The sequence below is a fragment of the Caballeronia sp. BR00000012568055 genome, from assembly GCF_029439455.1.
Taxonomy (GTDB): domain Bacteria; phylum Pseudomonadota; class Gammaproteobacteria; order Burkholderiales; family Burkholderiaceae; genus Caballeronia.
On sequence record NZ_JAQFVG010000268.1, the window covers coordinates 142,825 to 168,733 of the forward strand.

A 25,909-nucleotide genomic window follows, 5' to 3' on the forward strand; every position below is an offset into this window, starting at 1 on the left:
GTTGAATACGGTGACTTCGCACTGGCCGCTGCCATCGTCGAGATTGACGATCAGCATCTTGCCGCGCTGAGTCATTTGCGTGCGCAGCGAGGAAATCACGCCCGCGACGAGCTTCTCGCGCCCTTCCTTCAGTTCACCGATTTTCTGGCGCACGAAGCGGCGCACTTCGCCCTTGTAGGCATCGAACAAATGGCCGGACAGATAGAAGCCGAGCGCGGTCTTTTCTTCCTGCAAACGCTTCTTGTCGGACCACATGGGTTCATCGACATATTCGTGTTTGGCGAGCGGCGCGTCGCCCATATCGAACAGGCCGGCTTGCATGGCATTGGCGGCGGCCTGATCGGCGGCTTCCATTGCCATCGGCACCGAGGCGAGCAGTTGCGCTCGATTCGCATGCATGGAATCGAACGCGCCCGCGCGAATCAACGCTTCCACCGTGCGCCGATTCACCACACGCCGGTCGATCCGCTCGCAGAAATCGAACAGATCGACGAACACGCCGTCTTCACGCGCCCGCAAAATCTCTTCGATGGCGTTCTGCCCGCTACCCTTCACCGCGCCCAGACCATAGCGAATGGTCTTGGAGCGCGTGCCGTCCGTTTCCGCAACCGGCTCGAAGCGATACGCCGATTGGTTGATATCCGGCGGAAGCACCGCGAGTTTATTCGTCGCGCAGTCTTCGAAAAGAATCTTGACCTTGTCGGTATCGTCCATCGCGAGCGACATATTCGCCGCCATGAACTCCGCCGGATGATGCGCCTTCAGCCACGCCGTGTAATACGCCAGCAACGCATACGCGGCCGCGTGCGACTTGTTGAAGCCGTAGCCCGCGAACTTTTCCATCAAGTCGAAAATTTCGTCCGACTTGGCGCGCGTGAGGCCGTTGACCGCCGCGCCCTCCGCGAAAATCTCGCGGTGCTTGGCCATTTCCTCGGGCTTCTTCTTACCCATCGCGCGACGCAGCAAGTCCGCGCCGCCCAGCGAGTAACCGCCGATGATCTGCGCCATCTGCATCACCTGTTCCTGATAGACCATGATGCCGTAGGTCTCTTTCAGAACAGGTTCGACGCGCGGGTCCGGATACTCGGTGATTTCGCGTCCGTGCTTACGCGCGCAGAAGCTCGGAATCAGGTCCATCGGGCCGGGTCGATACAGCGCCACCAGCGCGATGATGTCCTCGAAGCGGTCCGGCTGCGCGTCTTTGAGCATGCCTTGCATGCCGCGACTTTCAAGCTGGAACACGGCAACGGTGTTCGCTTTCTTCAGAATCGAGAACGATGCGGGATCGTCCAGCGGCACCTGCGCGAGATTCCAGTCTTTCTTCGATTCATCCAGCCGGCGAATATAGCGCTCGGCCCAGTCGAGAATCGTCAGCGTGGTCAGGCCCAAAAAGTCGAACTTGACGAGACCGACCGCTTCCACATCGTCCTTGTCGTACTGACTGACGACGCCGCCGTCTTCGCCCTGCGTGTACAGCGGGCAGAAATCCGTCAGCTTGCCCGGCGCGATCAACACGCCACCCGCGTGCATACCGACGTTACGCGTCAGCCCTTCCACGCGCTGGGCGAGTTCGAGCAACTGATGCACGTCGTCTTCCGAATCGAAGCGCTCCTGAAGCGTCGGTTCTTCCTTCATCGCATCCGCGATGGTCACGTGCTTGCCCGGCTTGAACGGAATCAGCTTGGCGACGCCGTCGGTGAACATATAGCCGAGATCGAGCACGCGGCCGATATCCCGCACCGCCGCCTTCGCGGCCATCGTGCCGAAGGTCGCGATCTGCGAAACCGCGTCCGCGCCGTACTTGCCCTTTACGTACTGAATGACGCGATCACGCCCTTCCTGACAGAAGTCGATATCGAAGTCAGGCATCGACACGCGTTCCGGATTCAGGAAGCGCTCGAACAGCAGGTTGTAGCGAAGCGGATCGAGATCGGTAATGCCGAGCGCGTACGCGACCAGCGAACCCGCGCCCGAACCCCGGCCCGGACCGACCGGCACGCCATTGTTCTTCGCCCACATGATGAAGTCGGCGACGATCAGGAAGTAGCCCGGAAAGCCCATTTTGATGATGGTCCCGCACTCGAAATCCAGTCGCGAGTAATACGTCTCGCGCTGCGCTTCGCGTTCGGTGGCATCGGGATAAAGCTGTTGCAGGCGGACTTCGAGCCCTTCCTTCGACAACTGGATGAGGTAGTCGTCGAGCGACATGCCATCGGGTGTCGGGAACAGCGGGAGTTTGGGCTTGCCGAGTTCCAGCGTGAGATTGCATCGCTTGGCGATTTCGACCGTGTTCGCGAGCGCCGACGGAATATCCGCGAACGCCGCGCACATCTCGTCCTGTGTGCGGAAAAACTGGTCCTGCGTAAAACGCTTCTGCCGACGCGGATTCGCAAGAATATCGCCTTCGGAAATGCACACGCGCGCTTCGTGCGCGGTGAAATCGTCGGGCGTCATGAACTGCATCGGATGCGTGGCGACGACGGGCAAACGTAGCTTGGCGGCAAGCTTCACGGCATCGGCGATATACGTCTGTTCGCCCGGCTGACCGGAGCGCTGCAATTCGATATAAAACGCGTTCGGGAACAGCGTGGCCCAACGCTCGGCGTTGCGCTGCGCGCTCGCCGCATTGCCCGCCGCGAACGCCATGCCGATATCGCCGCTCTGCGCGCCGGACAATGCGAGCAAGCCTTCCGCAAGCCCTTCTTCCAGCCACTCGACCAACACTTCCGCGCGTCCGCGATACTGATTCGTCAGCCACGCGCGGCTCAGCAGTTCGCACAGATTGAGATAGCCCTGCTTGTCGCGCACCAGCAGCAGCAAACGCGAGGGCTTATCGCGATCAGCGGGATTGGTGATCCAGACATCGCAGCCGGCGATGGGTTTTACGCCCTTGCCGCGCGCTTCCTGATAGAAGCGCACGAGACCGAACGCGTTGCTGAGATCGGTCAGCGCGAGCGCGCCCTGACCGTCTTTCGCCGCCGCGGCGACGACGTCGTCCAGCCGCACGATGCCGTCGGCAATCGAGAATTCGGAGTGGACGCGGAGATGGACGAAACGGGGATCTGACATGGCGGTATTGTACATGCGGGTCATCGCGAAATTGCCTTGTAAGCCCGCGTTGGCCTATCGGATAAGGGCATGTTTCACAACGCGTGAACGGTCGATTTTGCGCTCACGCAAAAGGGACGCAACATCCGCGGCGAGGCCACGCCGGCGCGCGCGCCGTTTGCGGGATAATAGTGGTTTGGCGGGACATCACGCGCCCGCATTTTTTACCCTTTTTGTTTAAGCCGTCTGGCCGTATCCGGCATCACCTCACCATGAACATTCTGAACCTCTCCGCCTACAAATTCGTCACCATCGACGACTGCCCCGCGTGGCGGCCGCTCGTCACCGAACGCTGCAACGCGCTCGGCCTGCGGGGCACGATTCTGCTGGCGCCGGAAGGCATCAATCTGTTCGTCGCGGGGCCGATTGCGCAGGTGCGCGAATTTATCGACTACATGCGCACGGACGCGCTGTTCGAAGGCCGTTTCGCCGATCTGCAATTCAAGGAAAGCCTTTCCGCCAAGCAGCCGTTCCGCCGCATGCTGGTGAAACTGAAGCGCGAAATCATCACGATGAAAAAGCCCGCGATCAAGCCGGAACTCGGCCGCGCGCCTTTCGTCGATGCCCCCACGCTCAAAGGCTGGCTCGATCGCGGTCACGACGACGAAGGCCGTCCGGTCGTCATGCTCGACACACGCAACGCGTTCGAAGTCGATGTCGGCACATTCGATAACGCGCTGGATTACCGCATCACCAAGTTCAGCGAGTTTCCGGAAGTAATCGAGCAGAACCGCGCGGATCTGGAAGGCAAGACTGTCGTATCGTTCTGTACGGGCGGGATTCGCTGCGAAAAGGCCGCGATTCACATGAAGGAAGTGGGCATCGATCATGTGTATCAGCTCGAAGGCGGCATTCTGAAGTACTTCGAGGAAGTGGGCGGCGCGCATTACAACGGCGAGTGCTTCGTGTTCGATTACCGCACCGCGCTCGATCCGAATCTCCAGCCGACCGCCACCGCGCAATGCTTCGGCTGCCGCGCCGTGGTGAGCGTCGAGGCGCAGGAATCGCCGTTCTACAAGCCGGGCGAGACGTGCCCGGCGTGCCATCCGGACGCGAAGAAGGTCAGCCAGGCGGCATGACATATCGCGGCCGCTTCGCGCCCTCGCCGACCGGACCGCTGCACGCGGGCTCGCTGGTCAGCGCGCTCGCCAGTTATCTGGATGCGCGGGCGCACGGCGGAAGCTGGATCATCCGAATCGAAGATGTCGATACGCCGCGCACCGTGCCCGGCGCCGCCGATGAAATCCTCGCCACGCTCGCACATTTCGGCATGGTTTCGGACGAAACGCCGGTCTGGCAAAGCGCACGCGGCGATGCCTACGCAGAGGCTTTCGAGCGCCTGCAAGCCGATGGCTTTATCTATCCCTGCGGCTGCACGCGCCGCGAAATCGCCGATTCGCTCGTTCATGCACACGCGCGGCATGCGACGCTGGCTTATCCCGGAACGTGCCGCGATGGTCTGCATGGCAAGCCCGCGCGCGCGTGGCGGCTGCGCGTGCCGGATGGCGACGCGGCTGTCGTGACGTTCGAGGATCGCTGGCAGGGAACGCAGTCGCAAAATCTGGCGAACGAAGTCGGCGATTTCGCGCTGAAACGCGCGGACGGCTTGTGGGCGTATCAACTCGCCGTCGTCGTCGATGATGCCGAAGCGGCCATCACCCATATCGTGCGCGGCGCGGATCTGCTGGATTCCACCGCGCGTCAAATACATCTGCAACGATGTCTGGGCGTGCCAACGCCGTCGTATCTCCACGTTCCCGTGGTCAGCAATCACGCGGGCGAAAAGCTCAGCAAGCAGACGGGCGCGATGCCACTCGACCGCAGCACGCCGCTCGATGCGCTCGTGCAGGCTGCGCGGCATTTGGGTATCGAAACGAGAGAAACGGAATATCTCGATGCCTTCTACGCCGAAGCCACGGCGCAGTGGGCGCGGCGATTTGGGCCACACTCCGGGCCAGAATCCGGGCCAAAATAAAGGCAACCGCCAGGGTTGCCTTTTTCTACATCACGACGATTTACGCGGCATTCCAAGTCCACCGAGCAAGGCCGCAAGCGGCTGCTTCGGCGCACTCTTGCGCTCAGGCTCCGCGCTTTCTTCCTGACGCTTCATCGCGGACGGCGACGGCTCATAAGGCTTGAGGAAGAAGTCGTCGATTGGCTGCTGGCGCGAACGCGGACGATCATGCGACGTCCCGCTGCGACGGCGCGAACCCGCTTCTTCACGCGTCGAATGACGATGCTCGCTGCGCTCACTGCGCCCGAAGCGCTCTTCACGACGCGGCGCACCGCCATCGCGACGCGCAGGCGTGGTCACTTCCAGCGCTTCCACTTCCAGCGGACGTTTGATCAGCTTTTCGATATCGGCAAGCTGCTTGCGCTCGTTCGCGCTGCACAGCGACAGCGCATCGCCGGACGCGCCCGCACGCCCCGTTCTGCCGATGCGGTGCACATAGTCTTCCGCATTGAACGGCAGATCGAAGTTGATCACCGCCGGCAGTTCCGCGATATCCAGCCCGCGCGCCGCGACGTCGGTAGCGACCAGCGCTTCGATTTCGCCGCGCTTGAACGCGTCGAGCGCCTGCATGCGCTCGCTTTGCGAACGATCGCCGTGAATCGCGGTAGCGACGATGCCATCGCGCTCCAGCACACGCGCCAGCCGGCTCGCGCCGATCTTGCTGTTGCAGAACACGATCACCTGCTTCAGTTCGCGCTCGCGGATAAGCTGCGCGACCGCGCCCGATTTATCGCTTTCGTGTACTTCGTAGACGATCTGACGCACGTTCGCGTTGGTCGAATTGCTGCGCGCGACTTCGATCGTCTGCGGGTTGCGCAGATACGTCGATGCGAGCTTCTTGATTTCCGCCGAGAACGTCGCCGAAAACAGCAGCGTCTGACGTTCCTTCGGCAGCAAATTCAAAATGCGCTGCAAGTCGGGCAGAAAGCCCATGTCGAGCATGCGGTCGGCTTCATCGAGCACGAGCATTTGCACTTGACCGAGATTGACGGTCTTTTGCTGCACGTGGTCGAGCAGACGGCCCGGCGTCGCGATCAGAATTTCCACGCCGCGTCGCAGCGCGTCCGACTGCGGGTTCATATCAACACCGCCGAACACCACCGTGCTGCGCAGCGGCGTGTGCTTCGAATAGGTTTGCACGTTCGCGGCGACCTGATCGGCCAGTTCGCGCGTGGGCGTGAGCATCAGCGCGCGCACCGGATGCCGCGCCGGCGATGCGCTCGTGTTCGCGCTCGGCAGCAGACGCTGAATGATCGGCAGCGAGAAACTCGCGGTCTTGCCGGTGCCGGTCTGCGCCGCGCCCATCACGTCGCGGCCCGCGAGGACCACGGGAATGGCCTGTGCCTGAATTGGCGTCGGCGTGGTGTAGCCGGACTCGCGCACCGCCTTCAGGATGTCGGGCGACAATCCGAACTGGTCGAACGTAGGGGCGGCCTGCGCGGAATCGGCTGCGTGCGAGTTCGTGGCGACGGAATCTGACATGGTGATGATGTTGGCTTTCGCTAAAAGTCCGCTCGACGCGGTCCGCGTAAGGAAGCGGTCGTGATCGCCTGGTTACGCGTGGGTGATTCTGTGGCGCGGAATGATCCGCGACGGCCTGAGGCTCGGGCGCGGCGGTGAGAAACGGCGCGCCGCTCGGTGTTGCTCCTCGGTGTTGCTCGATTGCGCGCTCCGATGGAACACGGCTTCTATGACGTTTTCAAGGCACGGCGGCATGTGACGTCATGCACATATCGCGGGCGGCGGGTCGGATTGACGGCCGGCACCGGTTTTGAGTGCCGGAAAGCCCGACATTGTAGCACCGTGCGTCAAGCGGCTCCGACGCCCGCCGCGCCGGGCTTGCGGTCTTATTTGCTGCGTGCATGGCAATCCGCCAGCAGCGGCGGCGAATCTTTCGCGGCCATCTCGTCGTACAGATTGGCTTCGGGGCCTTTGGTCCACCACGTGTACTGATCGGCGACGTATTTCGCGCCCGATCCGGCGATCACGTTGACGAACAGAAGCTTGCGGCCATCCACGGTCAATGCCGCGAAGCTCTGGTGGTTGCGCGTGTTTGTGTACTGCACAGACACGCTCTTGCCGTCCTTGCAGTCATAACGCGTGGTTTGCGTCGATGCGGTCTGAATCTGCGGCACGGTGAGCGGCATCGCAGATGCGCTGATCGATGCGGCCAGCAAGCCGCACAAAGCCAAAAGTCGTTTCATGATTGGATCCGCTGCGGGTTCATGGATCGATAACGTCGGCGCAGGCATCGGTCGGGGCGGCGGCCACATGCCCGACCACCGGCACGATCTCCAGCCCCGCCGATGCCACTCTGCACGGCGCAGCAGCCAGTCCGCAGCCCGAAAGCGACACCGCCAGAAGCAGTAACGCGCCCGACACGATCCGTTTCATCTCACACTCCGTTGGCCGATACCGGCCGCACCTTCGATGCCGCCAGCTTCGCACGTTCACGTGCTTCGGGCACATCCGCGCCGGTCGCGAGCGCCACGCCCATGCGGCGCTTCGCAAAGCTCTCCGGCTTGCCGAACAGCCGCAGATCCGCGCCCGGCACGGCGAGCGCCTCAGCCACGCCTTCGAACGCGATGCCCTTCTCATCCAGCCCGCCATAAATCACCGCCGATGCGCCCGGCGTGCTCAAGGTCGTATCGACGGGTAAGCCGAGAATGGCGCGGGCGTGCAGTTCGAATTCGGAGAAACGCTGCGTGGCCAGCGTGACGAGGCCGGTGTCGTGCGGACGCGGGCTGACTTCGGAGAACCAGACATCGTCGCCGCGTACGAACAACTCCACGCCGAACAGACCGCGCCCGCCGAGCGCGGTCGTTACTTTCGCGGCGACGTCGCGGGCTTTTTCGAGCGCGGCGGGAGGCATGGCTTGTGGCTGCCAGCTTTCGACGTAATCGCCCGCGACCTGAACGTGGCCGATCGGCTCGCAGAAATACGTCTGCGTCTGGCCGCTGGCGGGATCGGCGGCGCGCACGGTGAGTTGCGTGATTTCGTATTCGAAGTCGATAAAACCTTCCACGATCACGCGCCCGTGATTCACGCGGCCGCCCTGCATCGCATAATTCCAGGCGGGTTCGATATCGGCGTCGGTCTTGAGCACGGACTGGCCCTTGCCCGACGAGGACATCACCGGTTTCACCACGCACGGAAAACCGATCTTCGCGATGGCCGCCTTCATTTCATCGAGCGACTGCGCGAACGCATACGGCGAAGTCGGCAAGCCGAGTTCTTCGGCAGCAAGACGGCGAATGCCTTCGCGATTCATCGTCAATTGCGTGGCGCGCGCGGTCGGAATGACGGTCGCGAGTCCTGCGGATTCGATTTCTGCCAGTGCGTCCGTGGCGATGGCTTCGATCTCCGGCACGATCAGATGCGGCCGTTCCTTCTCCACCAGCGCGCGCAGCGCCGACGCATCCGTCATGTCGATCACATGCGCGCGATGCGCCACCTGATGCCCCGGCGCATTCGCATATCGATCCACGGCAATCACTTCCACGCCCAGCCGCTGCAACGCGATGATCACTTCCTTGCCCAGTTCGCCCGCACCAAGCAGCATCACGCGCGTGGCCTGCGCCGACAAGGGCGTGCCGATGCGCTGCGGCGTGTCACTCTGGCTGTGTTGATCGGTTTGCATGCGTGCTCCGGAAGTCGTTCGAAATAACGGGGAATGCCATGAATATCAGCGAATTGGGCGCGATGTTAACACGCACCGCGAACTGCACACACCTCGTCCGTTCGGTCTATTGACAAGTCTCGCGCGACCGGAATTCCCTTGAGAAAATCGATCGAAACATCGCCGCCGATCATTTTGTTGCACGTGATGGCTAGACAAATCATAGGACCAGTGCGATACCCTTACGGTTTCGCCCGCTTCAGGACCTTCGATGCCTTTGTCACCCTTCCGCGCGCAGCCTTCGCGCGCATCGTCACGCTTCCTGTCCTGCATGGCGACACTCGCCGCAGCCGCTTTTGTCGCGGGCTGCGCACTGCCACAGCATCCCGACACAGCCGCGCCGCCGACCGATCCTTATAATCCTGCCGCCACGCAATTGCTCGATGACACGCAATGGGATCTCACGCGTTGGTCCGACGCAAATGGTCAGCCACGCACCTTGCCTTCTCTGCCTCAGAGCAGTCAACCGCTGTCGCTCGATTTTTCGACGGAAAGCGGTTATCGCCGGGCAAGCGGCTTTTCCGGCTGCAATCGCTTCACTGGCACGTACTCGCTCAAGGACGGCAAACTCGCGCTCGGTCCGCTCGCGGGCACGCGCATGGCGTGCGCGGGCGCGGCGGCATCGCTCGAACAGCCTTATCTCGACGCACTCGCGCATGTCGCCAAAAGCGGCGTGCAGATGAACCCGCCGCAAGCGCTCGAACTCACGCTCGACAACGGTCAGGTACTGATCTTCGCCCGGCGCGCGAAGTAAGCGTGTTGCGCGCCCGCACCATGAACGTCGGCGCGATGCGCCAGCCGTTACACTGCGACATCGACTCGAACGGCGCGTGCATGCCTGGCTTTACGATGCGCACGCCGCAGTATCCGTTTTATCGGTCTCACCCAAAACTGGTTCATTCTCAAGCATGCACATGGTAGTTCTCGGCTGGTTCGGTGCATCAGTCGTCTGGTTTCTTCCGCTGCTATGGCGCGTCGTCAAGACGATGCTGCCCGGCGGCGATGGCTTGCGCGGACCGGGCACCATCCGGCTGTGGTTCGGCTTTCTTTGCGTACTGCTTTCGAGTGCGACGCTCGAAGGCGCGTTGGCGGCTGCGTTCGAAACGCAGTTGGATATCAATCGCGTGGGACGTGCGCTGGCGGGCGCGCTGTCATCGCTTGCGCATCCGGGCGGCGCGACGGCGATTGCCGCGCTGGTGCTCGCGGTGACTGCGCCGTGGCTGGTCGAATTCAGTTGGCGTTCGGTTCTCGCCTGGGCGGACGAGTCTTTTGGCTTCGGACTGCCGCAAAGCTGGATCACGCCCGCGCCGCGCGAAGCGAAAGAGCGCGAACCGCGTCCGCGTCGCGAATCGCGCAAGGCCGCAAGCAAGACACCGAGCGATAAAGCCGGCTGGTGGCGCGAGCGCCGCGAACGCGAAAAGAAGCAGCCTGCCGACGCACAAGCGCGGGGTATCGGCGAACGGTTCGAGAGTACGTCGCCGCGCGTGGCGAGCGAAGAACCGACGATCGGTTTGCCGAACGGCAATAAATCCGGGCGATATCAGCGTCCGACCGCATGGAAACCGCCTGCCTCGACCAAAAGTGGCACCGTGAATCGCGCGGCTGCATCGGCTGATGCGCCGAAGCGCGCGGCACACGTCGAACCGATTGCACCGGCTGGCTGGCTGAAACCCGCTTCGGCATCGGTGGGCACAAGTGCATCGACGGCGGCGCGCGCTTCGCAGACGGTTGCGCGCGCGCCTGCATCCGTAGCGCCTTCGAATCGGCCCGCAGATGGTTCGCGTCCGGGCGGCACGAGCGTGAGTCCGGGTGCGCGCAAACCGCTTCCTTCTCAGCCGATGCCATCGCCGCAGCGGCAGGTCACGCAGGCATCGCCCGCGCTGGTGCGTCGCCCAATGCCGCCGAGACAGCCCGCGCCCGTCAGCGAATCCGCGCAGGATTTCGCATCGACGCTGTTTTCGCCGCCCGCGTTCTCGCGTGCGCCCGCTACGCCGAAACCACCGCCCGCGCCCGAGTCCGTGCAGGCTACGCTGCGTTCGATCGAAGAGAAAACGGCGCTGTGGACATCGCTTGCGGGCGCGAGTCTGGCGCGCCATCACGACGCGCTGGTGAATGCGGACGCACCCTCCCCTGCTCCGATCGAAACGAAGGAAGAGGACTTCACGCACGTCACGCCGTCGCCGATTCAGTGGGAAGACGTGCAAACGGCTGAGGCTGAGGCCGAACCGCCGCACGAATTGATGATCGCTGCGCCGTCGGCTTTCGTGCAGTTAAAGGAAGAGGAAGAACACGCGCCCGTTGAGCCGGTGCTGGCTCAACCGGAACCTGCCTTCGAAGCCCCCGCCGAGCCTTCCATCACGTTCGATTCCGATCCCGAACCCGTAGCGCCATCTCCCGACGACGCCTGGCTCGAGGCGCGCGCCGATTTCGCGCCGCCCGCCGCCGAGCCGGAACCGGAACTGCTTCCGCCGCCGCTGCCTTCGTTCGCGCCCGTGCATCTGCCGGAGCCGGAGCCTGAGCCAGCACCGCCGCTCGCCCTCGCGGAGCCGGAGCCGGAAGAAGAGGAAGACGAACCGCCGACGACTAACGTCGTGCGCTTTCCCATCGTCACGGCGGTCACAGCAGCCGTGCCGCAACCGGAAGCGCCGAAGCAGCCAGAAGCCCCGCGCGCGCCGATTCGCGGCTCCGCGCCGACCGAGTTCGAATTTCACGCGCCGCACGCATCATCGATCGAACTGCCTACGCTCGATTTGCTCGAACCCGCATCCGATACCGCCGAGCCCGTCTCCGAGGAACGCCTCAGCGAAACCGGCCTGCTGATCGAACAGCGTCTGCAAGAGTTCAAGGTGCCGGTCACCGTCGTCGGCGCATCGGCCGGGCCGGTGATCACGCGTTTCGAAGTGGAACCGGCGCTCGGCGTGCGCGGCAGTCAGATCGTCGGGCTGATGAAGGATTTGTCGCGCGGCCTCGGTCTCACGTCCATCCGCGTGGTCGAAACGATTCCCGGCAAGACCTGCATGGGCCTCGAATTGCCGAACGCCAAACGGCAGATGATCCGCCTGTCCGAGATTCTCGAAGCCGACGTGTATCGCGCGTCGAAGTCGAATCTGACGATTGCGATGGGCAAGGATATCGTCGGCAATCCGGTCGTCACGGATCTGGCGAAAGCGCCGCATATGCTGGTCGCGGGCACCACCGGTTCGGGCAAATCTGTCGCCATCAACGCGATGATTCTCTCGCTGCTTTACAAGGCGAAGCCCGAAGACGTGCGCCTCATCATGATCGACCCGAAGATGCTGGAGCTGTCGGTCTACGAAGGCATTCCGCATTTGCTCGCGCCGGTCGTCACCGATATGAAGCTGGCGTCGAACGCGCTGAACTGGTGTGTCGGCGAGATGGAGAAGCGGTATCGGCTGATGTCGGCGGTCGGCGTGCGCAATCTTCAGGGCTTCAATCAAAAGATTCGCGCGACCGAAGCCGCGGGCAAGAAGCTGACGAACCCGTTCTCGCTTACGCCCGACGCGCCGGAACCGCTCTCTACCCTGCCGCTGATCGTGGTCGTGATCGACGAACTCGCCGACCTGATGATGGTCGCGGGCAAACAGATCGAACAGTTGATCGCGCGTCTGGCGCAGAAGGCGCGCGCCGCCGGCATCCACCTGATTCTGGCGACGCAGCGTCCTTCCGTCGATGTCATCACCGGGCTGATCAAGGCGAATATTCCGACGCGCGTGGCGTTCCAGGTTTCCTCGAAGATCGACTCGCGCACGATTCTCGATCAGATGGGCGCGGAATCGCTGCTCGGCGCGGGCGATATGCTGTTCCTGCCGCCCGGCACCGGTTATCCGCAGCGCGTGCACGGCGCGTTTGTCGCGGACGACGAAGTGCATCGCGTGGTCGAGTATCTGAAGCAGTTCGGCGAGCCGGAGTACGAGGAAGGCATTCTCTCGGGTCCGGCGTCGGAAGGCGCGTCGCAGGATTTGTTCGGCGACTCGCCGGATACCGAAGCCGATCCGCTTTACGACGAAGCCGTGTCCTTCGTGTTGCGCACGCGGCGCGCATCGATTTCGTCGGTGCAGCGGCAGTTGCGCATCGGCTATAACCGGGCGGCGCGATTGGTCGAGCAAATGGAAGCGGCGGGCCTCGTCTCGCCGATGGGTAACAACGGCAATCGCGAAGTGCTCGCGCCGCCGGGACCGGGCGGCGACTGATCGGCGACTGGGCGCGCTTTACCAGAGGCGAAGTTTGCGCAGCAGATAAATCGTGATGGCGGCGCAACCCGTCATCACGCCGACCACGACCCAGAACGACGCCGGATCTTTCGTTCCCGGCAAGCCAGCCACATTCATCCCAAAGATGCCCGTCACGAGCGTGGCGGGCAGCAGCAAGGCCGACATGATCGCGAGCCAAAGCAGCTTGCGATTGATATCCTCGGACAGCGCTGCGGCGATCTCATCCTGCAGGAGCTTCGCGCGTTCGTAGAGTCCTTCGAGTCCCGCGCCCAGGCCGTTGAGCACCTGAATGGCCTGAATCAGCGCTTCCATGGAACGCGGCTCGGCCCATTCGAGTTTGCGCAGCACGAGTTGCGACAGCGCGTTGCGTTCGGGATCGATAAAGCGTTTCACTTCGACCAGACGGCGGCGTACATCGCCGAGTACGGCACGGCATTTCGAATGGCTGCCTTCGAGCACGTTCTCTTCGACATCGTCCAGACAATCGCCGATTTCATCGATACGATCCGCGAAAGTCTCGTTCAACGCGCGAATCAGGCCGGCGAACAGATCGACGGTATCGCGGAATTGCGTGCCTTCGAGCACCGCGTGGCGCAGCCGATCGGTCGATTGCAACGGCCGCGCACGCACCGTGATCATGCGGTTTTTATCGACGTAAAAGCGCAGCGCGCCGGTCGCGCGCACGACTTCGCGCAGATCGGGCGCGGCGGCATCCGGCGTCTTCGCGACCAGTTCAAGGTCCGCGACCACGCCGTACATGTAGTTGGTGCCCATGTGCACGCGCGGGCGCTTGTCCTCGCCATTGAGGAATTCGCGCGCGACATCGGGCATCGATGTGACGCCTTCGAGCCAGCCTTCCACGGTGTCGTCGTTGGCGGAAAGATGCAGCCAGGTCGGGCCGTCACCGGCGATCGCCTCGCGCGCTTCGTCCCATGAAAGCCGCAGCGCTTGTCCATCGACGAAACGGAACGCGGTGATAAAGCCCGGCGGCGTGACGCCTGCGCTTTGTTTGGCGCGACGATCCGCGCTGTAAGTCGAAGAGGTTTCCAAATCTTTTTCCCCGCTATTCACTTGCCATTGCCTTGCAAAATATTCAGGATACCTTTCAGTCGATGTGAGACTCAGGCATCTCGGCACGCATCGTACTAGAACTCGTAGCGGCCCCAGAAGAACGCGACATCGCCATCGTTCAGACCGGGAATGCGCGGAATGAATGTGCCCATGATCGACGCCTTCCGATACCTCACCGACGCGATCGGCAACGCCAGCGGCAAAGGCGCGTAATGCGCGGTGTCGCTGCGCGCGGTGACGCCGATGAAATAGCCGCCGCCCGCCTGCAAACCGCCGAGCACGGACTTCGTGTACCACTGCCGCGCATAACCGCCGATCGGCTCGAAGTTGTGATGCGAGTCGGAAAACGCGAAGGCGAACAGGATGTCTTCGTTGCCGTCGGCGTCGGTCCAATGCTTGCCCGCGCCACCGCCGTACGACCACGGATTCAGTTCCTTGCGGCGGCCGTCAAAGCCATCGATATGCCAGCCATAGCCGGTCACGTAAAGATCCCAGCTGCCGTCGCGCGCCACGCGCATCACGCGCTGGCACGCCGACGACATCCAGTCATGCTTGAAGTCGCATTGCCCGTCGCCCGCATCGCTCGATGAAGCGGCGAGCGTCGCGACCGACATGCACGACAGTGAAACGGTGAGCGCTGTGAGCAGAGTTTTTCTCATTTTCATCGGAACGCGTGCCGCTCTGGGTACTTCTTTTTAGCTGCTTTTTTCTGCGATGCCTGCTGCAAATCTCGTCACGATGGCGATACGAACTTGAAATCGACCGGCGAACCGATGGAAAGCTGCTTCGGGTCGGAGGCCAGTTCGCCCGTCTGCGGATCGCGCCGGAAGAAATACGCCGTATCGCTGTCCTGATTACCGACGATCAGCCATCGGCCGCTCGGGTCCATCGCGAATTCGCGCGGCGTTTTGCCGAGCGTCGAATAGCGCTTTTCCAGCTTGATATGCCCGTTCGGTTCGATGCCAAACTGCACCAGTTGATTCACGTCGCCGCGGTTGGTCGCATAGAGGAAGCGTCCGTCCGGCGAGAGATGAATCGCGCCGCCGCCGATCTTGCCTTTGAAGCCCGGCTCGGTCATGGCGACGGTTTGCACGGGCGTGAGCTTGCCGTCGTTGTAATCGAAGACGGTGACGGACGCGTTCAGTTCGGTGGTCAGGTAGGCGTGCTTGCCGCTGGCATCGAAGACGAGATGGCGCGGGCCGGAGCCGGGTTTGATCGGCACATAGCGCGCTTCGGTCGGACCGAACAGACCGCGATTGCTCGCGCCCGGATCGGGCGTGTATCGATACGCAAAGACCTTATCGACGCCCAGGTCCTGCGCGAACAGATACTTGCCATCGGGCGAGAACACGGTCGAATGAACATGCGAGTTGTCCTGTCGCCCTTTCACCGGACCGCCGCCTTCGTGATGCACGGTCAGCACGGAATTGCCGACCTGGCCATCGCCTGAAAGCGGGAAGACGGCGAAGCTGCCGCCGGGGTTCGCGGCGACAGAATAGTTGGCTGTCAGCAAATACTTGCCATCGGGCGAGAGCGCCAGATAACACGGATCGTTGCCATCGGATGACACGCGGTTCAGGAAGCTCAACTGTCCGCTCGCCCGATCGAAACGAAACGCGCTGATGCCGCCGCGTTGCGAAGCGGGACCATTGTCACCCGGCAATTCGTTCACCGCGTACACGTAATTGCGGTCACGGCTCACGACGAGATACGACGGATTCACCGTCTGCGCCGATGCCACGCGCGTCAGCTCACCATTGTTGGTATCGAAACGATAGACATAGATGCCTTCGCTTTTGCCGCCACCCGTGTACGTGCCGATCAGCAAGTCGTACACATCCGGCGACAGCGTGGCGGGCGCACCGCTGCTGCTTGCGGCGGCGGTCGGTGTCTGCGCGAAGGCCTGCGCTGCTGCCAGCGAAAGCATCACGGCGATACCCTTCGCCCATGATGATCGTTTGAGCTGGCGCGCAGCTTGCAAGGAAACGCTGCCGTCCGGCGCATAACGGGGTGCCGGGGACGTTGGAAGTGTTGGACTTGGGCGCATCGAAATCTCCTCATCGTCTTTTTGCTGCTTGTTCTCAGGAAGGGATGGAGCGCGTTAGCGTCCGAATGCTTCGAAGGTCTGACGAGAGCAAATTCTGCTCCCACGCGAACCAGGCGGAATCAAACGGAATCAAACGGAATCAAGCGCGAACACGCCAACCAGTTATCCGATACAACTCGAATCAACAAAAGGAGCTGCCATGACCATTCATTTAAGCCTCGCCCCGCTCGTCTCGCTGATTGCCGGGATTCTGATTCTGGTGATGCCGCGGCTGCTGAACTTCATCGTGGCGATCTATCTGATCGTGATCGGGCTGATCGGATTGTTCGGCATGAACGGCACGCATTTCTGAGTGCGTGTGCGTTGTGACGCCAATATGCGTCGGCGGTTCCGCTTACGGTGCGTAAGGGTTTAAGCGCGTGCGCAAATGCACGCGAGATGATTCGCGTGCTTGCGCAAAGTGTCACGGAAGGAGGACACGCGCGGCGTGCCCGTTGGAGATTAGTTGATCGTCAGGGAGTCGAGACGCATGCGCCCTTGCAGCGACAACGCGCCGACCGAAAATCCGCTCGTGCCAAAGGTAAAGCGATTGAAACAGCCGCGCTCCGTCAAAAACACGGCGGCATTGACCAGCGCATTGCGCGACAAACCGAGACGGGTGTGATCGAGTGCGAGCAAGGAATCTGTGTCATGAACGCGGCTCGCGGCAGACAGTATGGCGATGCAGTCGGCTTTCGACGGGTGGAGCATGATTCCGTTCCTCGTGAATTGACAACGCGTGAAGGGACGAACTGCGATGCTTCTGCGACCGAAAATACAGCTTACAAGAAGCTTCATTCTAAACATCAGTCGAATGAAAGATCAATGACTGAATCGGGCGTGATCGGCGCATCGCTCGCCGTTATCCGCCAGGCGGGCGCGGCATGCTGTCGCGGTCCATATTCGCTTGGTCGTACGCCCCATCGGACGACCCATCGAACGACGCACCGGACCGCTTTCCTGCCGACTCCGAACGATTTTGGCAGAATGCGGCGAGAACTTATGCGCGGGCGCGCCATCCGTACAAGTCGTGATGTTCGTATCGGCTATTTCGTTCAACCCGCGGTGCGCTGGCTTTTCTTTGAAGCGCACTGCCAGCAGGAAGATGTTTGCTTATGCCACGTTCGCCAGCTTTGATTGAAGACTATGCGATGGTCGGTGACGGCCATACCGCTGCCCTGATTTCCCGCGACGGCTCGGTCGATTGGCTGTGTTGGCCGCGCTTCGATTCGAGCGCCTGTTTCGCGGCGCTCCTCGGCAAACCCGAACACGGCCGATGGCTGATCGCGCCGGACGTGGCTGACGACGAGCAACCCATCGTGCGGCGCCGTTATCGCGGCGATACGCTGATTCTCGAAACCGACTTCGAGACGCCCGAAGGCGCGATCACCGTGGTCGATTTCATGCCGTTGCGCAACGGCCATTCGGAGTTGGTGCGGATTGTCGTCGGCAAGCGGGGAACGGTGCGGGTGAAGATGGAACTGGTGCTGCGCTTCGATTACGGATCGGCGGTGCCGTGGGTCAGCCGCTTACCCGACGATAGCGGCATTCGCGCCATCGCCGGTCCCGATCTCGCGGTGCTGCGCACGCCGGTCGAACTCGTCGGCGAGAACATGCGCACGACCGCCTGTTTCGATGTGAGCGAAGGCGAGCGCGTGCCGTTCTCGCTGTGCTATTCGCAATCGCATCTGCGGCTGCCGGCCGCGCACGATCCGCATACGCAACTCGCGCGTACCGAAAACCACTGGCGCGAATGGTCCGCGCAGAGCGAGCTGAAGGGCCGCTACGCGCCCGCGATCCGCCGCTCGCTCATCACGCTCAAGGCGCTCGCTTATGAGCCGACGGGCGGTATCGTCGCCGCGCCGACTACGTCGCTGCCGGAGCAATTGGGCGGCACGCGGAATTGGGACTATCGCTTTTGCTGGCTGCGCGACGCGACCATCACCCTGCTCGCGATGATGCGCGGCGGCTACTACGACGAAGCTCGCGCGTGGCGGGCGTGGCTGGGCCGCGCGATGGCCGGATCGCCTTCGCAGATTCAAATCATGTACGGCATCGCGGGCGAGCGGCGTCTGGCCGAGTGGGAAGTGCCGTGGCTGCCGGGCTATGAAAACTCGCAGCCGGTGCGTATCGGCAATGGCGCGGTCGATCAGTTGCAACTCGATGTGTACGGCGAAGTAATGAACGCGCTGCACCTCGCACGCGTCGGCGGCTTGCAAAGCGACGAAAACGCCTGGTCGATTCAATGCGCGATGCTCCAGCATCTGGACACCGTCTGGGAGCAGCCCGACGAAGGCATCTGGGAAGTGCGCGGCGGCCGCCAGCACTTCACGTTTTCGAAGGTCATGGCGTGGGTCGCGTACGACCGCGCGATCAAATCGGCGGAAATGTTCGAACTGCCGGGCCCGGTCGATCACTGGCGTGAGATGCGCGCCCGCATCCGCGCCGAGGTGCTGAAGAAAAGTTGGAATCCCAAGCTCAACTCCTTCGTGCAGGCCTACGGCAGCGACGCGCTCGACGCCAGCCTGCTCCTGATTCCATTGCTCGGTTTTTTGCCGCCAAACGATCCGCGTGTGACCGGAACCGTACATGCGATCGAGACGACTTTGACGCACGATGGTCTCGTCAAGCGTTATCACACCACCGAGGTATCGGACGGTCTGCCGCCAGGAGAAGGCACGTTTCTGGCTTGTAGTTTCTGGCTTGTCGACAATCTGGCGCTGCAGGGCCGTATCGACGAGGCGCATGAGATGTTCGAGCGTCTGGTCGGGCTGGCGAACGATGTCGGCTTGCTGGCGGAGGAATACGACACGGTGGCGAAGCGCATGGTTGGCAATTTTCCGCAGGCCTTCACGCACGTGGCGCTGGTGCACACGGGCATGAACCTGATGCGTCACGAGGAAGAAATGGCGAAAGCCACCGGCCAGCCGACGGGTTCCGAAGACGCAACCATGCAGGCGGCGACTGGGCGTCAGTAACTAATTTCACGATTCTTTCGTTTGAAGGAATGACGCTTAGCCGGTACGATGGTGCATCGCACAAAAATGTGTTGTGAAATAGCCGGTAAATTTGTACTAATTGGTTGAATTCATTGCACGTTGGCCGGAAAATGCTGCGAATCCGGCTCAAGTCTTTGATGTGAAGGGTCGTTATTCACATGGAGCCGGGTAGTTTTTCGGTAAGCAATTGCCTGATCGTGCCCCGGCGCGCGGAACAGCCACCGCGCATCGGGGATCATCAAAAGCCGTCGAAGCCCTTGCAGGTCCGGCGGACGTACCGGTAGAAACCGGAGTTACTGGGGCAAAAATGCTCTATCAAATCCACGAATTCCAGCGGGCTCTGCTGTCCCCCCTCACAGCCTGGGCCCAGGCCGCCTCCAAGTCTTTTGTGAATCCGGCCAGCCCGCTAGCCTATGTTCCCGGTTCGAGCCGTCTGGCCGCCGGTTACGAATTGCTGTATCGGCTGGGCAAGGACTACGAAAAGCCCGAGTTCGAACTGCATCAAATCGGCAAGGACGGCCATAACATTCCGATCGTCGAACAGACGGTCGTCGAAAAGCCGTTCTGCCGCCTGCTGCGCTTCAAGCGATTCGCCGACGACAGCGCCACCGTCACCAAGCTCAAGAACGAGCCGATCGTGCTGGTCTGCGCGCCGCTCTCCGGCCATCATTCGACGCTGCTGCGCGACACGGTGAAAACGCTGCTGCAAGACCACAAGGTGTACATCACCGACTGGATCGACGCGCGCATGGTGCCGACCGAGAACGGCCCGTTCCATCTGGACGATTACGTCGAATATATTCAGGAGTTCATCCGTCATATCGGCGCGAAGGATCTGCACGTCATTTCCGTGTGCCAGCCGACCGTGCCGGTGCTCGCCGCCATTTCGCTGATGGCGAGCCGTGGCGAAGACACGCCGCGCACCATGACCATGATGGGCGGCCCGATCGATGCGCGCCGCAGCCCGACCTCGGTCAACTCGCTGGCCAACGAGCACTCGTACGAATGGTTCGAGAACAACGTCATCTACACGGTGCCGGCTAACTATCCGGGCGTGGGCCGCAAGGTCTATCCGGGCTTCCTGCAACACGCCGGTTTCGTCGCGATGAACCCCGAGCGCCATCTCACGGCCCATTGGGACTTCTATCAAAACCTGCTGCGCGGCGACGATGAAGACGCCGAGCAACATCGCCGTTTCTACGACGAATACAACGCCGTGCTGGATATGGCCGCCGAGTATTACCTCGAAACCATCCGCATCGTGTTCCAGGAATTCCGGCTCGCGGAAGGCACGTGGGAAGTGAACGGCGAGATGGTGCGCCCGCAGGACATCAAGAAGACGGCGCTGTTCACCATCGAAGGCGAACTGGACGATATTTCCGGCAGCGGCCAGACGCGCGCCGCGCACGATCTGTGTGACGGCATTCCGGCCAAGGACAAGCGTCATTTCACGGTGGAAAAGGCCGGCCACTACGGCATTTTCTCCGGCCGCCGCTGGCGCGCGATGGTGTATCCGCAATTGCGCGAGTTCATCCTCGAGCACGACAAGACGCCGAAAACGGAAGCAGTTCCGGCCTAAGCGGAATTTGTTCGGATTACTTGCGGCGGGATCGGTCCAATGATTTGAACCGGTTCCATCGGCAGAAACAAAAACGTCGCGCCCTGCAAAGAGCGCGACGTTTTTTTCATCCCATGCGAGTCTGACTATTTTCTCGTCAGATACGCAAGCAGCAATTCCGTATTCATCCGCACCATTTGTTCGCGCTGCGCGGCCTGGCTGAAATCCAGCCCGAAACTCGCCTCCAGCGTGAAACGATTCGACACGATGTAATATCCGAGCCCCGACAAGGTGATGTAGAACTTCAGCGGCTCGACGTCGGCGCGAAATAATCCTGCTTTCTGTCCGCGTTCGAGAATGCCGGTCAGCGTTTCGACGATCGGCGAAATCAGATCGCGAATGCGATTCGATCCCTTGATGTATTTCGCCTCGTGCAGATTCTCGTTATTGATCAGCCGCAACAGCTCGGGGTGATCTCGATAATAATCCCAGACGAAATGCGCAAGCCGCGTCATCGCTTCGATCGGCGCAACGCCTTCGAGGTCGAGCGTGCGTTCCGCTTCGACGAGTGCGGACAGCGCATGTTCGAGCACGGCAGTGAAAAGCTGCTCCTTGCTGCCGAAGTAGTAATAGAGCATGCGCTCGTTGGTTTCGGCCCGGCGGGCGATCTGATCGACGCGCGCGCCGAACAGTCCGCCTGCTGCAAACTCTTCCGCAGCAGCAAGCAGGATACGGCGCCGGGTGCCTTCAGGATCTCTTTTGATTTTCGGCTGATTCATGGTGGCATGATTCGGGAGCCGCGTTGCCGGATATGCGTCACGCGGCCCGCGCTGAGGGGTACATGACGTGAACGGGCGCGCCAAGGTTATTGGGGAACACCGTCCTGCGGTCTAACGATAAAGCGCTTCGATTATGCGCACATCGCAGCGCCATTGGCAATTGGGATCGAAAGCCACCTGGCACCGCGATTGCCGACTTCGGCGATAATACGAACTGTTGAATCGAAACTAGTCGAGCGCGCGCCGGGTCATCGGACGAACGCCGAATGCGCGGATTATCGTTTGCGCACATTCCCCTGCATCAAAGCAATTATCGCGATATTCGCGCTTCCCGTGACCGCCATCGTTTCAAAGACGCTCGCTGAGCGCATCGAAGACCTGCTGCCGCAGACCCAGTGCACCAAATGCGGCTCTCCCGCCTGCCGGCCGTATGCGGACGCCATCGCTGCGGGCGAGGCCGGTTATAACCAGTGCCCGCCGGGCGGCGAGGAAGGTATCGCGCGGCTGGCCGCGTTGCTCGGCAAACCCGTGATTCCGCTCGATACCACCCACGGCGTCGAACGCGCGCGGCCTGTTGCCGTGATCGATGAAAACGTGTGTATCGGATGCACGTTATGTATGCAGGCGTGTCCGGTCGATGCCATCGTCGGCGCGGCGAAGCTGATGCACAGCGTGATTCCGGAACTGTGCACGGGCTGCGATCTGTGCGTGCCGCCCTGCCCGGTCGATTGCATCGACATGATCGCCGTCACGGGCGATGCCACCGGCTGGGACGCGTGGAGTCAGCCGCAGGCGGACGCCGCGCGCGAACGCCACGACCGGCGCGTCGCGCGGCTTGCACGCGATCGTGCGGAGGCCGAAGCGCGCAAAGCGTCGCGCGCTGCCGTGGCTGAATCGCCCAAAGAAGCCCTACCCGAAGCCGCGCCCGAAGTCGCTCAAGAAGACCCCGAAGCGAAGAAGCGCGCCATCATTCAGGCCGCGATGGAACGCGCGCGCAAGAAGAAGGAAGAGATGATGCAGCAAGGCGCGGGGCCGAAAAACACCGACCATGTCAGCGCCGCCGTGCAGGCGCAAATCGATGCAGCCGAAGCGCGCCGCAAACGCCTCGGCCTTATCGATAAAAACGAAAAAAAATGAACCCCGCCAAGCGACGCGCCATCTTCGAAACGCTGCGCGATCTCGATCCGCATCCGAAGACCGAACTCGAATACACCACGCCGTTCGAACTGCTGATCGCCGTAATGCTGTCCGCGCAGGCCACCGACGTGTCCGTCAACAAGGCGATGCGCAAGATGTTTCCCGTCGCCAATACGCCGGAGACGGTGCTCGCGTTGGGCGAGGAAGGCGTGACGGGGTATATCAAGACCATCGGGTTGTATCGGACGAAGGCGAAGAATGTGATCGCCACGTGCCGTATGTTGATCGAGCAATACGGCGGCGACGTGCCGGACGATCGCGACGCGCTGGAAGGACTGCCGGGCGTCGGGCGCAAGACCGCGAACGTAGTCCTCAATATCGCGTTCGGCCATCCGACTATCGCGGTCGATACGCACATCTTTCGCGTCGCCAATCGCACGGGACTCGCGCCCGGTAAGGACGTGCGCGCGGTCGAAACGGCGCTTGAGAAATTCACGCCGAAGGATTTCATCCACGACGCGCATCACTGGCTGATCCTGCACGGTCGATACATCTGCAAGGCGCGCACGCCCGAGTGCTGGCATTGCGCGATCGAGCCGCTGTGCGAGTTCCGGCCGAAGACGCCGGCACCCATCGAATAAGCATCCAGGCGCGCTCAGGATTACAATAGCGGTCTGAATCACGCAATCGAATCAACAGCTTATGTTCAATCCCAGCCGCGACGAAGTTCGCCAGTTTTTCACCGACGCGTGGCGCAAGGAGCGCGCGGGCGAGATTTTGACGCCGCTCGAAAGCATGGCCGCCGACTGGATCGGCGAGCATCCCGAATATCACGAGTCGCTCGCCAATCCGGATGCCAAACAGACCGATTATTCGCCGGATCGCGGCCAGACCAACCCGTTTCTTCATCTGTCGATGCATCTGGCCATCAGCGAGCAGTTGTCGATCGATCAGCCGCCGGGCATCCGCCGCGCGCACGACAAGCTCGTCGCGCGGCTCGGCTCGCCGCACGACGCGCAACACGCGATCATGGAGTGCCTCGGTCAGGTGATCTGGGAAGCGCAGCGTTCGAATACGCCGCCGGATACGGATCAGTATCTTGCGTTGATCGAACGGCGTGCTTCGCGGGACTAACTAAGCATCACGCAAGGCACAAAGCAAAACACCCCGCATCGAGCGGGGTGTTTTGTTTGAGCGGAGGTAAGAAGCGAAGTTACTTCTTCAACACCAGCGCTCCATCCAGCGATTCGATATACGCCGCCAGATCCTTCAGATCGCTCTGCGACAGGCTTTGCACTTGCGCGGCCATGATCGCGTTGTTGCGGCCAAAGTTCGGATTGCCGTTGCCGATCTGATACTGGCGCAGCGCCCAGTAAATATACGTCGCATGCTGGCCCGCGAGCTTCGGATATTCACCGCTCACCGGCTTGTTGAGATTGGGACCGTGGCAGGCCGCGCAATTATGGCTTTCCGACAGCGCCTTGCCGTTGCCCGCATCCGCTGCGCGCGCGACGTTCAGCGTCGCCATGCCGATCAGCGCAGCCGCACCCACCGCTTTAAAGATTGCCTTAGAGGGCATCATGAATTCTCCTGTCCTGCGTCACGCTTCACGCGCAGCGCCCGGATCACTTGTCGGGATTGTTCTTCGATTGAGGGGTTTGCGCGGCGTAGTACGCGGCGATATCGGCGATATCCTGATCGGACAGCGTGGTCGCGATGGCGCGCATGGTCTCGAAGTGGCGGTCGCCCTTCTTGTACGCGTGCAGCGCATTGGCGATGTACTGCGCGTTCTGGCCGCCCAGCATCGGCACTTCGTAGACTTCGGGGTACGCGGTGCGATAGCCCGGAATGCCGTGGCAGCCGATACACATCGCAACCTTGCCTTCTGCGGCTTTGGCGTCCCCCACGACGTCGGCCGACGCCTGGGTCGCGAAGCCGGCAAGACCCGACAGCGCTGCAATCACGGCACATTTGCCGACGAAATTGTTCATAGCTTCTAACCTGGCATGAGGGGAAATCCGGCGCTCGTCAGCCTTGGCCCGCGCCGAGCGCTTCACAACTGCTTGACAACCTTCTCGGGACTGTTCTGCTTGTTGACCGCGCAGGCCAAAAAAATCGCGCTAATTGTACCGCGCGACCTCGGGACCGTCCACAATCGAGAACGCCCGGAAGCCTTGCTGGCAATGGGAGTCGGCCCAAAAGCAGCTTTTTAGCCTGCGACAATTCGTCCCTGTACAAAATCGCGGCACCGCGCGCGTGCGTTCGAAACCGGCTCGCGCGCAGCATGTTCGATACAGCCATCGCCCGATCCGGCGCGGCTCAAACGATACCGGGCGCACGCCCATGCCGAAAGGTCTTCTGACTTATACTGGGATTTTTTTCCTCCACCGGAATCTTCGTTATGCGTTTCGAAGGCTCATCGCAGTACGTCGCAACCGACGATCTCAAACTCGCGGTGAACGCCGCGATGACGCTTCAACGCCCCTTGCTCATCAAGGGCGAGCCCGGCACCGGCAAGACCATGCTCGCGGAAGAAGTCGCGGGCGCGCTCGGCATGCCGCTCCTGCAATGGCATATCAAATCGACGACGAAGGCGCAGCAAGGTCTCTACGAATACGACGCCGTCTCGCGACTGCGCGACTCGCAGCTCGGTGACGAGCGCGTGAAGGATATCCGCAATTACATCGTCAAGGGCGTGTTGTGGCAGGCTTTCGATGCCGACCAGCAGGCGGTCTTGCTGATCGATGAAATCGACAAGGCGGATATCGAATTCCCGAACGATTTGCTGCGCGAACTCGACCGCATGGAGTTCTACGTCTACGAGACGCGCGAGCTGGTGAAGGCGAAGCATCGGCCGCTGGTGATCATTACATCGAACAACGAGAAGGAGCTGCCCGACGCGTTCCTGCGCCGCTGCTTCTTCCACTACATCAAATTCCCCGATGCCTCGACGATGAAAGACATCGTCGAAGTGCATTTTCCGAATATCAAGCAAGACCTGCTCGCCGCCGCGATGCAGAGTTTCTTCGAACTGCGCAACGTGTCGGGACTGAAGAAGAAGCCGTCCACGTCCGAACTGCTCGACTGGCTCAAGCTGCTGCTGGCCGAAGATATTCCGCCCGAAGCGCTGCGCTCGGACGATCAGAAGCAGATCATTCCGCCGCTGCACGGCGCGCTGCTCAAGAACGAACAGGATGTCGCGCTGTTCGAACGTCTGCTGTTCATGAACCGTAACCATCGTTAAGC

The 25,909-nt window shown here is 61.7% G+C and carries 24 protein-coding genes; 12 read left to right on the forward strand and 12 right to left on the reverse strand.

Features of this window, described 5'->3' with window-relative positions; translation table 11 throughout:
* Positions 1-3,069 (reverse strand): DNA polymerase III subunit alpha (dnaE, locus tag P7F28_RS16260; RefSeq protein WP_277185541.1); only part of this gene is annotated, 3,069 nt, incomplete at its 3' end.
* A 251-nt stretch (positions 3,070-3,320) separates the two neighbouring features.
* On the opposite strand from dnaE, the gene P7F28_RS16265 reads away from it, so the two are divergent.
* Together P7F28_RS16265 and gluQRS are read left to right on the forward strand one after the other, a co-directional pair.
* Positions 3,321-4,187, forward strand: a complete 867-nt coding sequence (locus tag P7F28_RS16265; protein WP_277185542.1) for a sulfurtransferase — start codon at positions 3,321-3,323, stop codon at positions 4,185-4,187.
* The gene (gene gluQRS, locus P7F28_RS16270; protein ID WP_277185617.1) at positions 4,184-5,083 is read left to right on the forward strand and encodes a tRNA glutamyl-Q(34) synthetase GluQRS; all 900 of its coding nucleotides are present in this window, start codon (positions 4,184-4,186) and stop codon (positions 5,081-5,083) included. The genes P7F28_RS16265 and gluQRS overlap by 4 nt, the downstream gene beginning before the upstream one ends.
* Before the next feature lie 30 nt (positions 5,084-5,113).
* Here the strand turns inward: gluQRS and P7F28_RS16275 are convergent, their stop codons facing one another.
* From P7F28_RS16275 to purT, 4 genes are all read right to left on the reverse strand, one after another.
* Entirely contained in the window at positions 5,114-6,604 is a 1,491-nt protein-coding gene (locus tag P7F28_RS16275; protein WP_277185543.1) for a DEAD/DEAH box helicase, read from the reverse strand.
* A gap of 365 nt (positions 6,605-6,969) precedes the next feature.
* Entirely contained in the window at positions 6,970-7,326 is a 357-nt protein-coding gene (locus tag P7F28_RS16280; RefSeq protein WP_277185544.1) for an MliC family protein, read from the reverse strand.
* Positions 7,327-7,345: 19 nt separating this feature from the next.
* Entirely contained in the window at positions 7,346-7,516 is a 171-nt protein-coding gene (locus P7F28_RS16285) for a DUF6726 family protein (RefSeq protein ID WP_277185545.1), read from the reverse strand.
* A gap of 1 nt (position 7,517) precedes the next feature.
* Positions 7,518-8,762, reverse strand: coding sequence for a formate-dependent phosphoribosylglycinamide formyltransferase (gene purT, locus P7F28_RS16290; RefSeq protein ID WP_277185546.1), 1,245 nt, complete (start codon positions 8,760-8,762; stop codon positions 7,518-7,520).
* A 250-nt stretch (positions 8,763-9,012) separates the two neighbouring features.
* On the opposite strand from purT, the gene P7F28_RS16295 reads away from it, so the two are divergent.
* Positions 9,013-9,555: an META domain-containing protein gene (locus P7F28_RS16295; RefSeq protein WP_370467334.1), complete on the forward strand. Its 543-nt coding sequence runs from the start codon at positions 9,013-9,015 to the stop codon at positions 9,553-9,555.
* A gap of 160 nt (positions 9,556-9,715) precedes the next feature.
* Positions 9,716-13,012: a DNA translocase FtsK gene (locus P7F28_RS16300; protein WP_370467337.1), complete on the forward strand. Its 3,297-nt coding sequence runs from the start codon at positions 9,716-9,718 to the stop codon at positions 13,010-13,012.
* 18 nt (positions 13,013-13,030) lie between these two features.
* Here P7F28_RS16300 and P7F28_RS16305 read toward each other — a convergent pair whose 3' ends face one another.
* The 3 genes from P7F28_RS16305 to P7F28_RS16315 form a co-directional block, all read right to left on the reverse strand.
* Positions 13,031-14,083: a transporter gene (locus tag P7F28_RS16305; protein ID WP_277185548.1), complete on the reverse strand. Its 1,053-nt coding sequence runs from the start codon at positions 14,081-14,083 to the stop codon at positions 13,031-13,033.
* Positions 14,084-14,178: 95 nt separating this feature from the next.
* Positions 14,179-14,763, reverse strand: a complete 585-nt coding sequence (locus P7F28_RS16310) for an antimicrobial peptide resistance and lipid A acylation PagP (RefSeq protein WP_277185549.1) — start codon at positions 14,761-14,763, stop codon at positions 14,179-14,181.
* A gap of 74 nt (positions 14,764-14,837) precedes the next feature.
* Positions 14,838-16,031: a lactonase family protein gene (locus P7F28_RS16315; protein WP_277185619.1), complete on the reverse strand. Its 1,194-nt coding sequence runs from the start codon at positions 16,029-16,031 to the stop codon at positions 14,838-14,840.
* 319 nt (positions 16,032-16,350) lie between these two features.
* Here P7F28_RS16315 and P7F28_RS16320 point away from each other — a divergent pair, with 319 nt between their 5' ends.
* The gene (locus P7F28_RS16320; protein WP_277185550.1) at positions 16,351-16,503 is read left to right on the forward strand and encodes a DUF3096 domain-containing protein; all 153 of its coding nucleotides are present in this window, start codon (positions 16,351-16,353) and stop codon (positions 16,501-16,503) included.
* A gap of 149 nt (positions 16,504-16,652) precedes the next feature.
* On the opposite strand, the gene P7F28_RS16325 is transcribed toward P7F28_RS16320, so the two are convergent.
* On the reverse strand, positions 16,653-16,901 hold the full coding sequence (locus P7F28_RS16325; protein WP_277185551.1) for a hypothetical protein: 249 nt from the start codon (positions 16,899-16,901) through the stop codon (positions 16,653-16,655).
* On the opposite strand from P7F28_RS16325, the gene P7F28_RS16330 reads away from it, so the two are divergent.
* From P7F28_RS16330 to P7F28_RS16340, 3 genes are all read left to right on the forward strand, one after another.
* Positions 16,842-17,327 carry a hypothetical protein gene (locus tag P7F28_RS16330; RefSeq protein ID WP_277185628.1) on the forward strand — a complete coding sequence of 162 codons (486 nt, stop codon included), beginning with the start codon at positions 16,842-16,844 and terminating at the stop codon, positions 17,325-17,327. The two genes, P7F28_RS16325 and P7F28_RS16330, sit on opposite strands and share 60 nt — an antisense overlap.
* Positions 17,306-19,168 carry a glycoside hydrolase family 15 protein gene (locus P7F28_RS16335; protein ID WP_277185552.1) on the forward strand — a complete coding sequence of 621 codons (1,863 nt, stop codon included), beginning with the start codon at positions 17,306-17,308 and terminating at the stop codon, positions 19,166-19,168. Before P7F28_RS16330 ends, P7F28_RS16335 begins: the two co-directional genes overlap by 22 nt.
* A gap of 328 nt (positions 19,169-19,496) precedes the next feature.
* Complete coding sequence (locus P7F28_RS16340) at positions 19,497-20,768, forward strand: polyhydroxyalkanoate depolymerase (RefSeq protein WP_277185553.1); 1,272 nt, start codon at positions 19,497-19,499, stop codon at positions 20,766-20,768.
* Between the two features lie 125 nt (positions 20,769-20,893).
* On the opposite strand, the gene P7F28_RS16345 is transcribed toward P7F28_RS16340, so the two are convergent.
* The gene (locus P7F28_RS16345; RefSeq protein WP_277185554.1) at positions 20,894-21,526 is read right to left on the reverse strand and encodes a TetR/AcrR family transcriptional regulator; all 633 of its coding nucleotides are present in this window, start codon (positions 21,524-21,526) and stop codon (positions 20,894-20,896) included.
* A gap of 333 nt (positions 21,527-21,859) precedes the next feature.
* Here P7F28_RS16345 and rsxB point away from each other — a divergent pair, with 333 nt between their 5' ends.
* The 3 genes from rsxB to P7F28_RS16360 all read left to right on the forward strand — a co-directional run bounded on the left by rsxB (position 21,860) and on the right by P7F28_RS16360 (position 23,797).
* On the forward strand, positions 21,860-22,663 hold the full coding sequence (rsxB, locus tag P7F28_RS16350) for an electron transport complex subunit RsxB (RefSeq protein WP_277185555.1): 804 nt from the start codon (positions 21,860-21,862) through the stop codon (positions 22,661-22,663).
* The gene (nth, locus tag P7F28_RS16355) at positions 22,660-23,304 is read left to right on the forward strand and encodes an endonuclease III (protein WP_277185556.1); all 645 of its coding nucleotides are present in this window, start codon (positions 22,660-22,662) and stop codon (positions 23,302-23,304) included. The genes rsxB and nth overlap by 4 nt, the downstream gene beginning before the upstream one ends.
* Before the next feature lie 61 nt (positions 23,305-23,365).
* Positions 23,366-23,797 carry a DUF1841 family protein gene (locus P7F28_RS16360; protein WP_277185557.1) on the forward strand — a complete coding sequence of 144 codons (432 nt, stop codon included), beginning with the start codon at positions 23,366-23,368 and terminating at the stop codon, positions 23,795-23,797.
* Positions 23,798-23,876: 79 nt separating this feature from the next.
* Here P7F28_RS16360 and P7F28_RS16365 read toward each other — a convergent pair whose 3' ends face one another.
* Both P7F28_RS16365 and P7F28_RS16370 read right to left on the reverse strand, forming a co-directional pair.
* Positions 23,877-24,245 (reverse strand): cytochrome c, encoded by a 369-nt coding sequence (locus P7F28_RS16365; protein ID WP_370467335.1) that lies wholly within the window; start codon positions 24,243-24,245, stop codon positions 23,877-23,879.
* Positions 24,246-24,288: 43 nt separating this feature from the next.
* Entirely contained in the window at positions 24,289-24,654 is a 366-nt protein-coding gene (locus P7F28_RS16370) for a c-type cytochrome (RefSeq protein ID WP_277185558.1), read from the reverse strand.
* A 410-nt stretch (positions 24,655-25,064) separates the two neighbouring features.
* Between P7F28_RS16370 and P7F28_RS16375 the strand changes: the two genes are divergently transcribed.
* Positions 25,065-25,907: a MoxR family ATPase gene (locus P7F28_RS16375; protein WP_277185559.1), complete on the forward strand. Its 843-nt coding sequence runs from the start codon at positions 25,065-25,067 to the stop codon at positions 25,905-25,907.
* Positions 25,908-25,909: the final 2 nt, after the last annotated feature.

Coding starts and splice junctions, on each gene's coding strand:
- P7F28_RS16265 (WP_277185542.1), top strand. CDS start 3,321: ATGAACATTCTGAACCTCTCCGCCTACAAATTCGTCACCATCGACGAC.
- gluQRS (WP_277185617.1), top strand. CDS start 4,184: ATGACATATCGCGGCCGCTTCGCGCCCTCGCCGACCGGACCGCTGCAC.
- P7F28_RS16275 (WP_277185543.1), bottom strand. CDS start 6,604: ATGTCAGATTCCGTCGCCACGAACTCGCACGCAGCCGATTCCGCGCAG.
- P7F28_RS16280 (WP_277185544.1), bottom strand. CDS start 7,326: ATGAAACGACTTTTGGCTTTGTGCGGCTTGCTGGCCGCATCGATCAGC.
- P7F28_RS16285 (WP_277185545.1), bottom strand. CDS start 7,516: ATGAAACGGATCGTGTCGGGCGCGTTACTGCTTCTGGCGGTGTCGCTT.
- purT (WP_277185546.1), bottom strand. CDS start 8,762: ATGCAAACCGATCAACACAGCCAGAGTGACACGCCGCAGCGCATCGGC.
- P7F28_RS16295 (WP_370467334.1), top strand. CDS start 9,013: ATGCCTTTGTCACCCTTCCGCGCGCAGCCTTCGCGCGCATCGTCACGC.
- P7F28_RS16300 (WP_370467337.1), top strand. CDS start 9,716: ATGGTAGTTCTCGGCTGGTTCGGTGCATCAGTCGTCTGGTTTCTTCCG.
- P7F28_RS16310 (WP_277185549.1), bottom strand. CDS start 14,763: ATGAGAAAAACTCTGCTCACAGCGCTCACCGTTTCACTGTCGTGCATG.
- P7F28_RS16315 (WP_277185619.1), bottom strand. CDS start 16,031: ATGCTTTCGCTGGCAGCAGCGCAGGCCTTCGCGCAGACACCGACCGCC.
- P7F28_RS16320 (WP_277185550.1), top strand. CDS start 16,351: ATGACCATTCATTTAAGCCTCGCCCCGCTCGTCTCGCTGATTGCCGGG.
- P7F28_RS16330 (WP_277185628.1), top strand. CDS start 16,842: ATGAACGCGGCTCGCGGCAGACAGTATGGCGATGCAGTCGGCTTTCGA.
- P7F28_RS16325 (WP_277185551.1), bottom strand. CDS start 16,901: ATGCTCCACCCGTCGAAAGCCGACTGCATCGCCATACTGTCTGCCGCG.
- P7F28_RS16335 (WP_277185552.1), top strand. CDS start 17,306: ATGCCACGTTCGCCAGCTTTGATTGAAGACTATGCGATGGTCGGTGAC.
- P7F28_RS16340 (WP_277185553.1), top strand. CDS start 19,497: ATGCTCTATCAAATCCACGAATTCCAGCGGGCTCTGCTGTCCCCCCTC.
- P7F28_RS16345 (WP_277185554.1), bottom strand. CDS start 21,526: ATGAATCAGCCGAAAATCAAAAGAGATCCTGAAGGCACCCGGCGCCGT.
- nth (WP_277185556.1), top strand. CDS start 22,660: ATGAACCCCGCCAAGCGACGCGCCATCTTCGAAACGCTGCGCGATCTC.
- P7F28_RS16360 (WP_277185557.1), top strand. CDS start 23,366: ATGTTCAATCCCAGCCGCGACGAAGTTCGCCAGTTTTTCACCGACGCG.
- P7F28_RS16365 (WP_370467335.1), bottom strand. CDS start 24,245: ATGATGCCCTCTAAGGCAATCTTTAAAGCGGTGGGTGCGGCTGCGCTG.
- P7F28_RS16370 (WP_277185558.1), bottom strand. CDS start 24,654: ATGAACAATTTCGTCGGCAAATGTGCCGTGATTGCAGCGCTGTCGGGT.
- P7F28_RS16375 (WP_277185559.1), top strand. CDS start 25,065: ATGCGTTTCGAAGGCTCATCGCAGTACGTCGCAACCGACGATCTCAAA.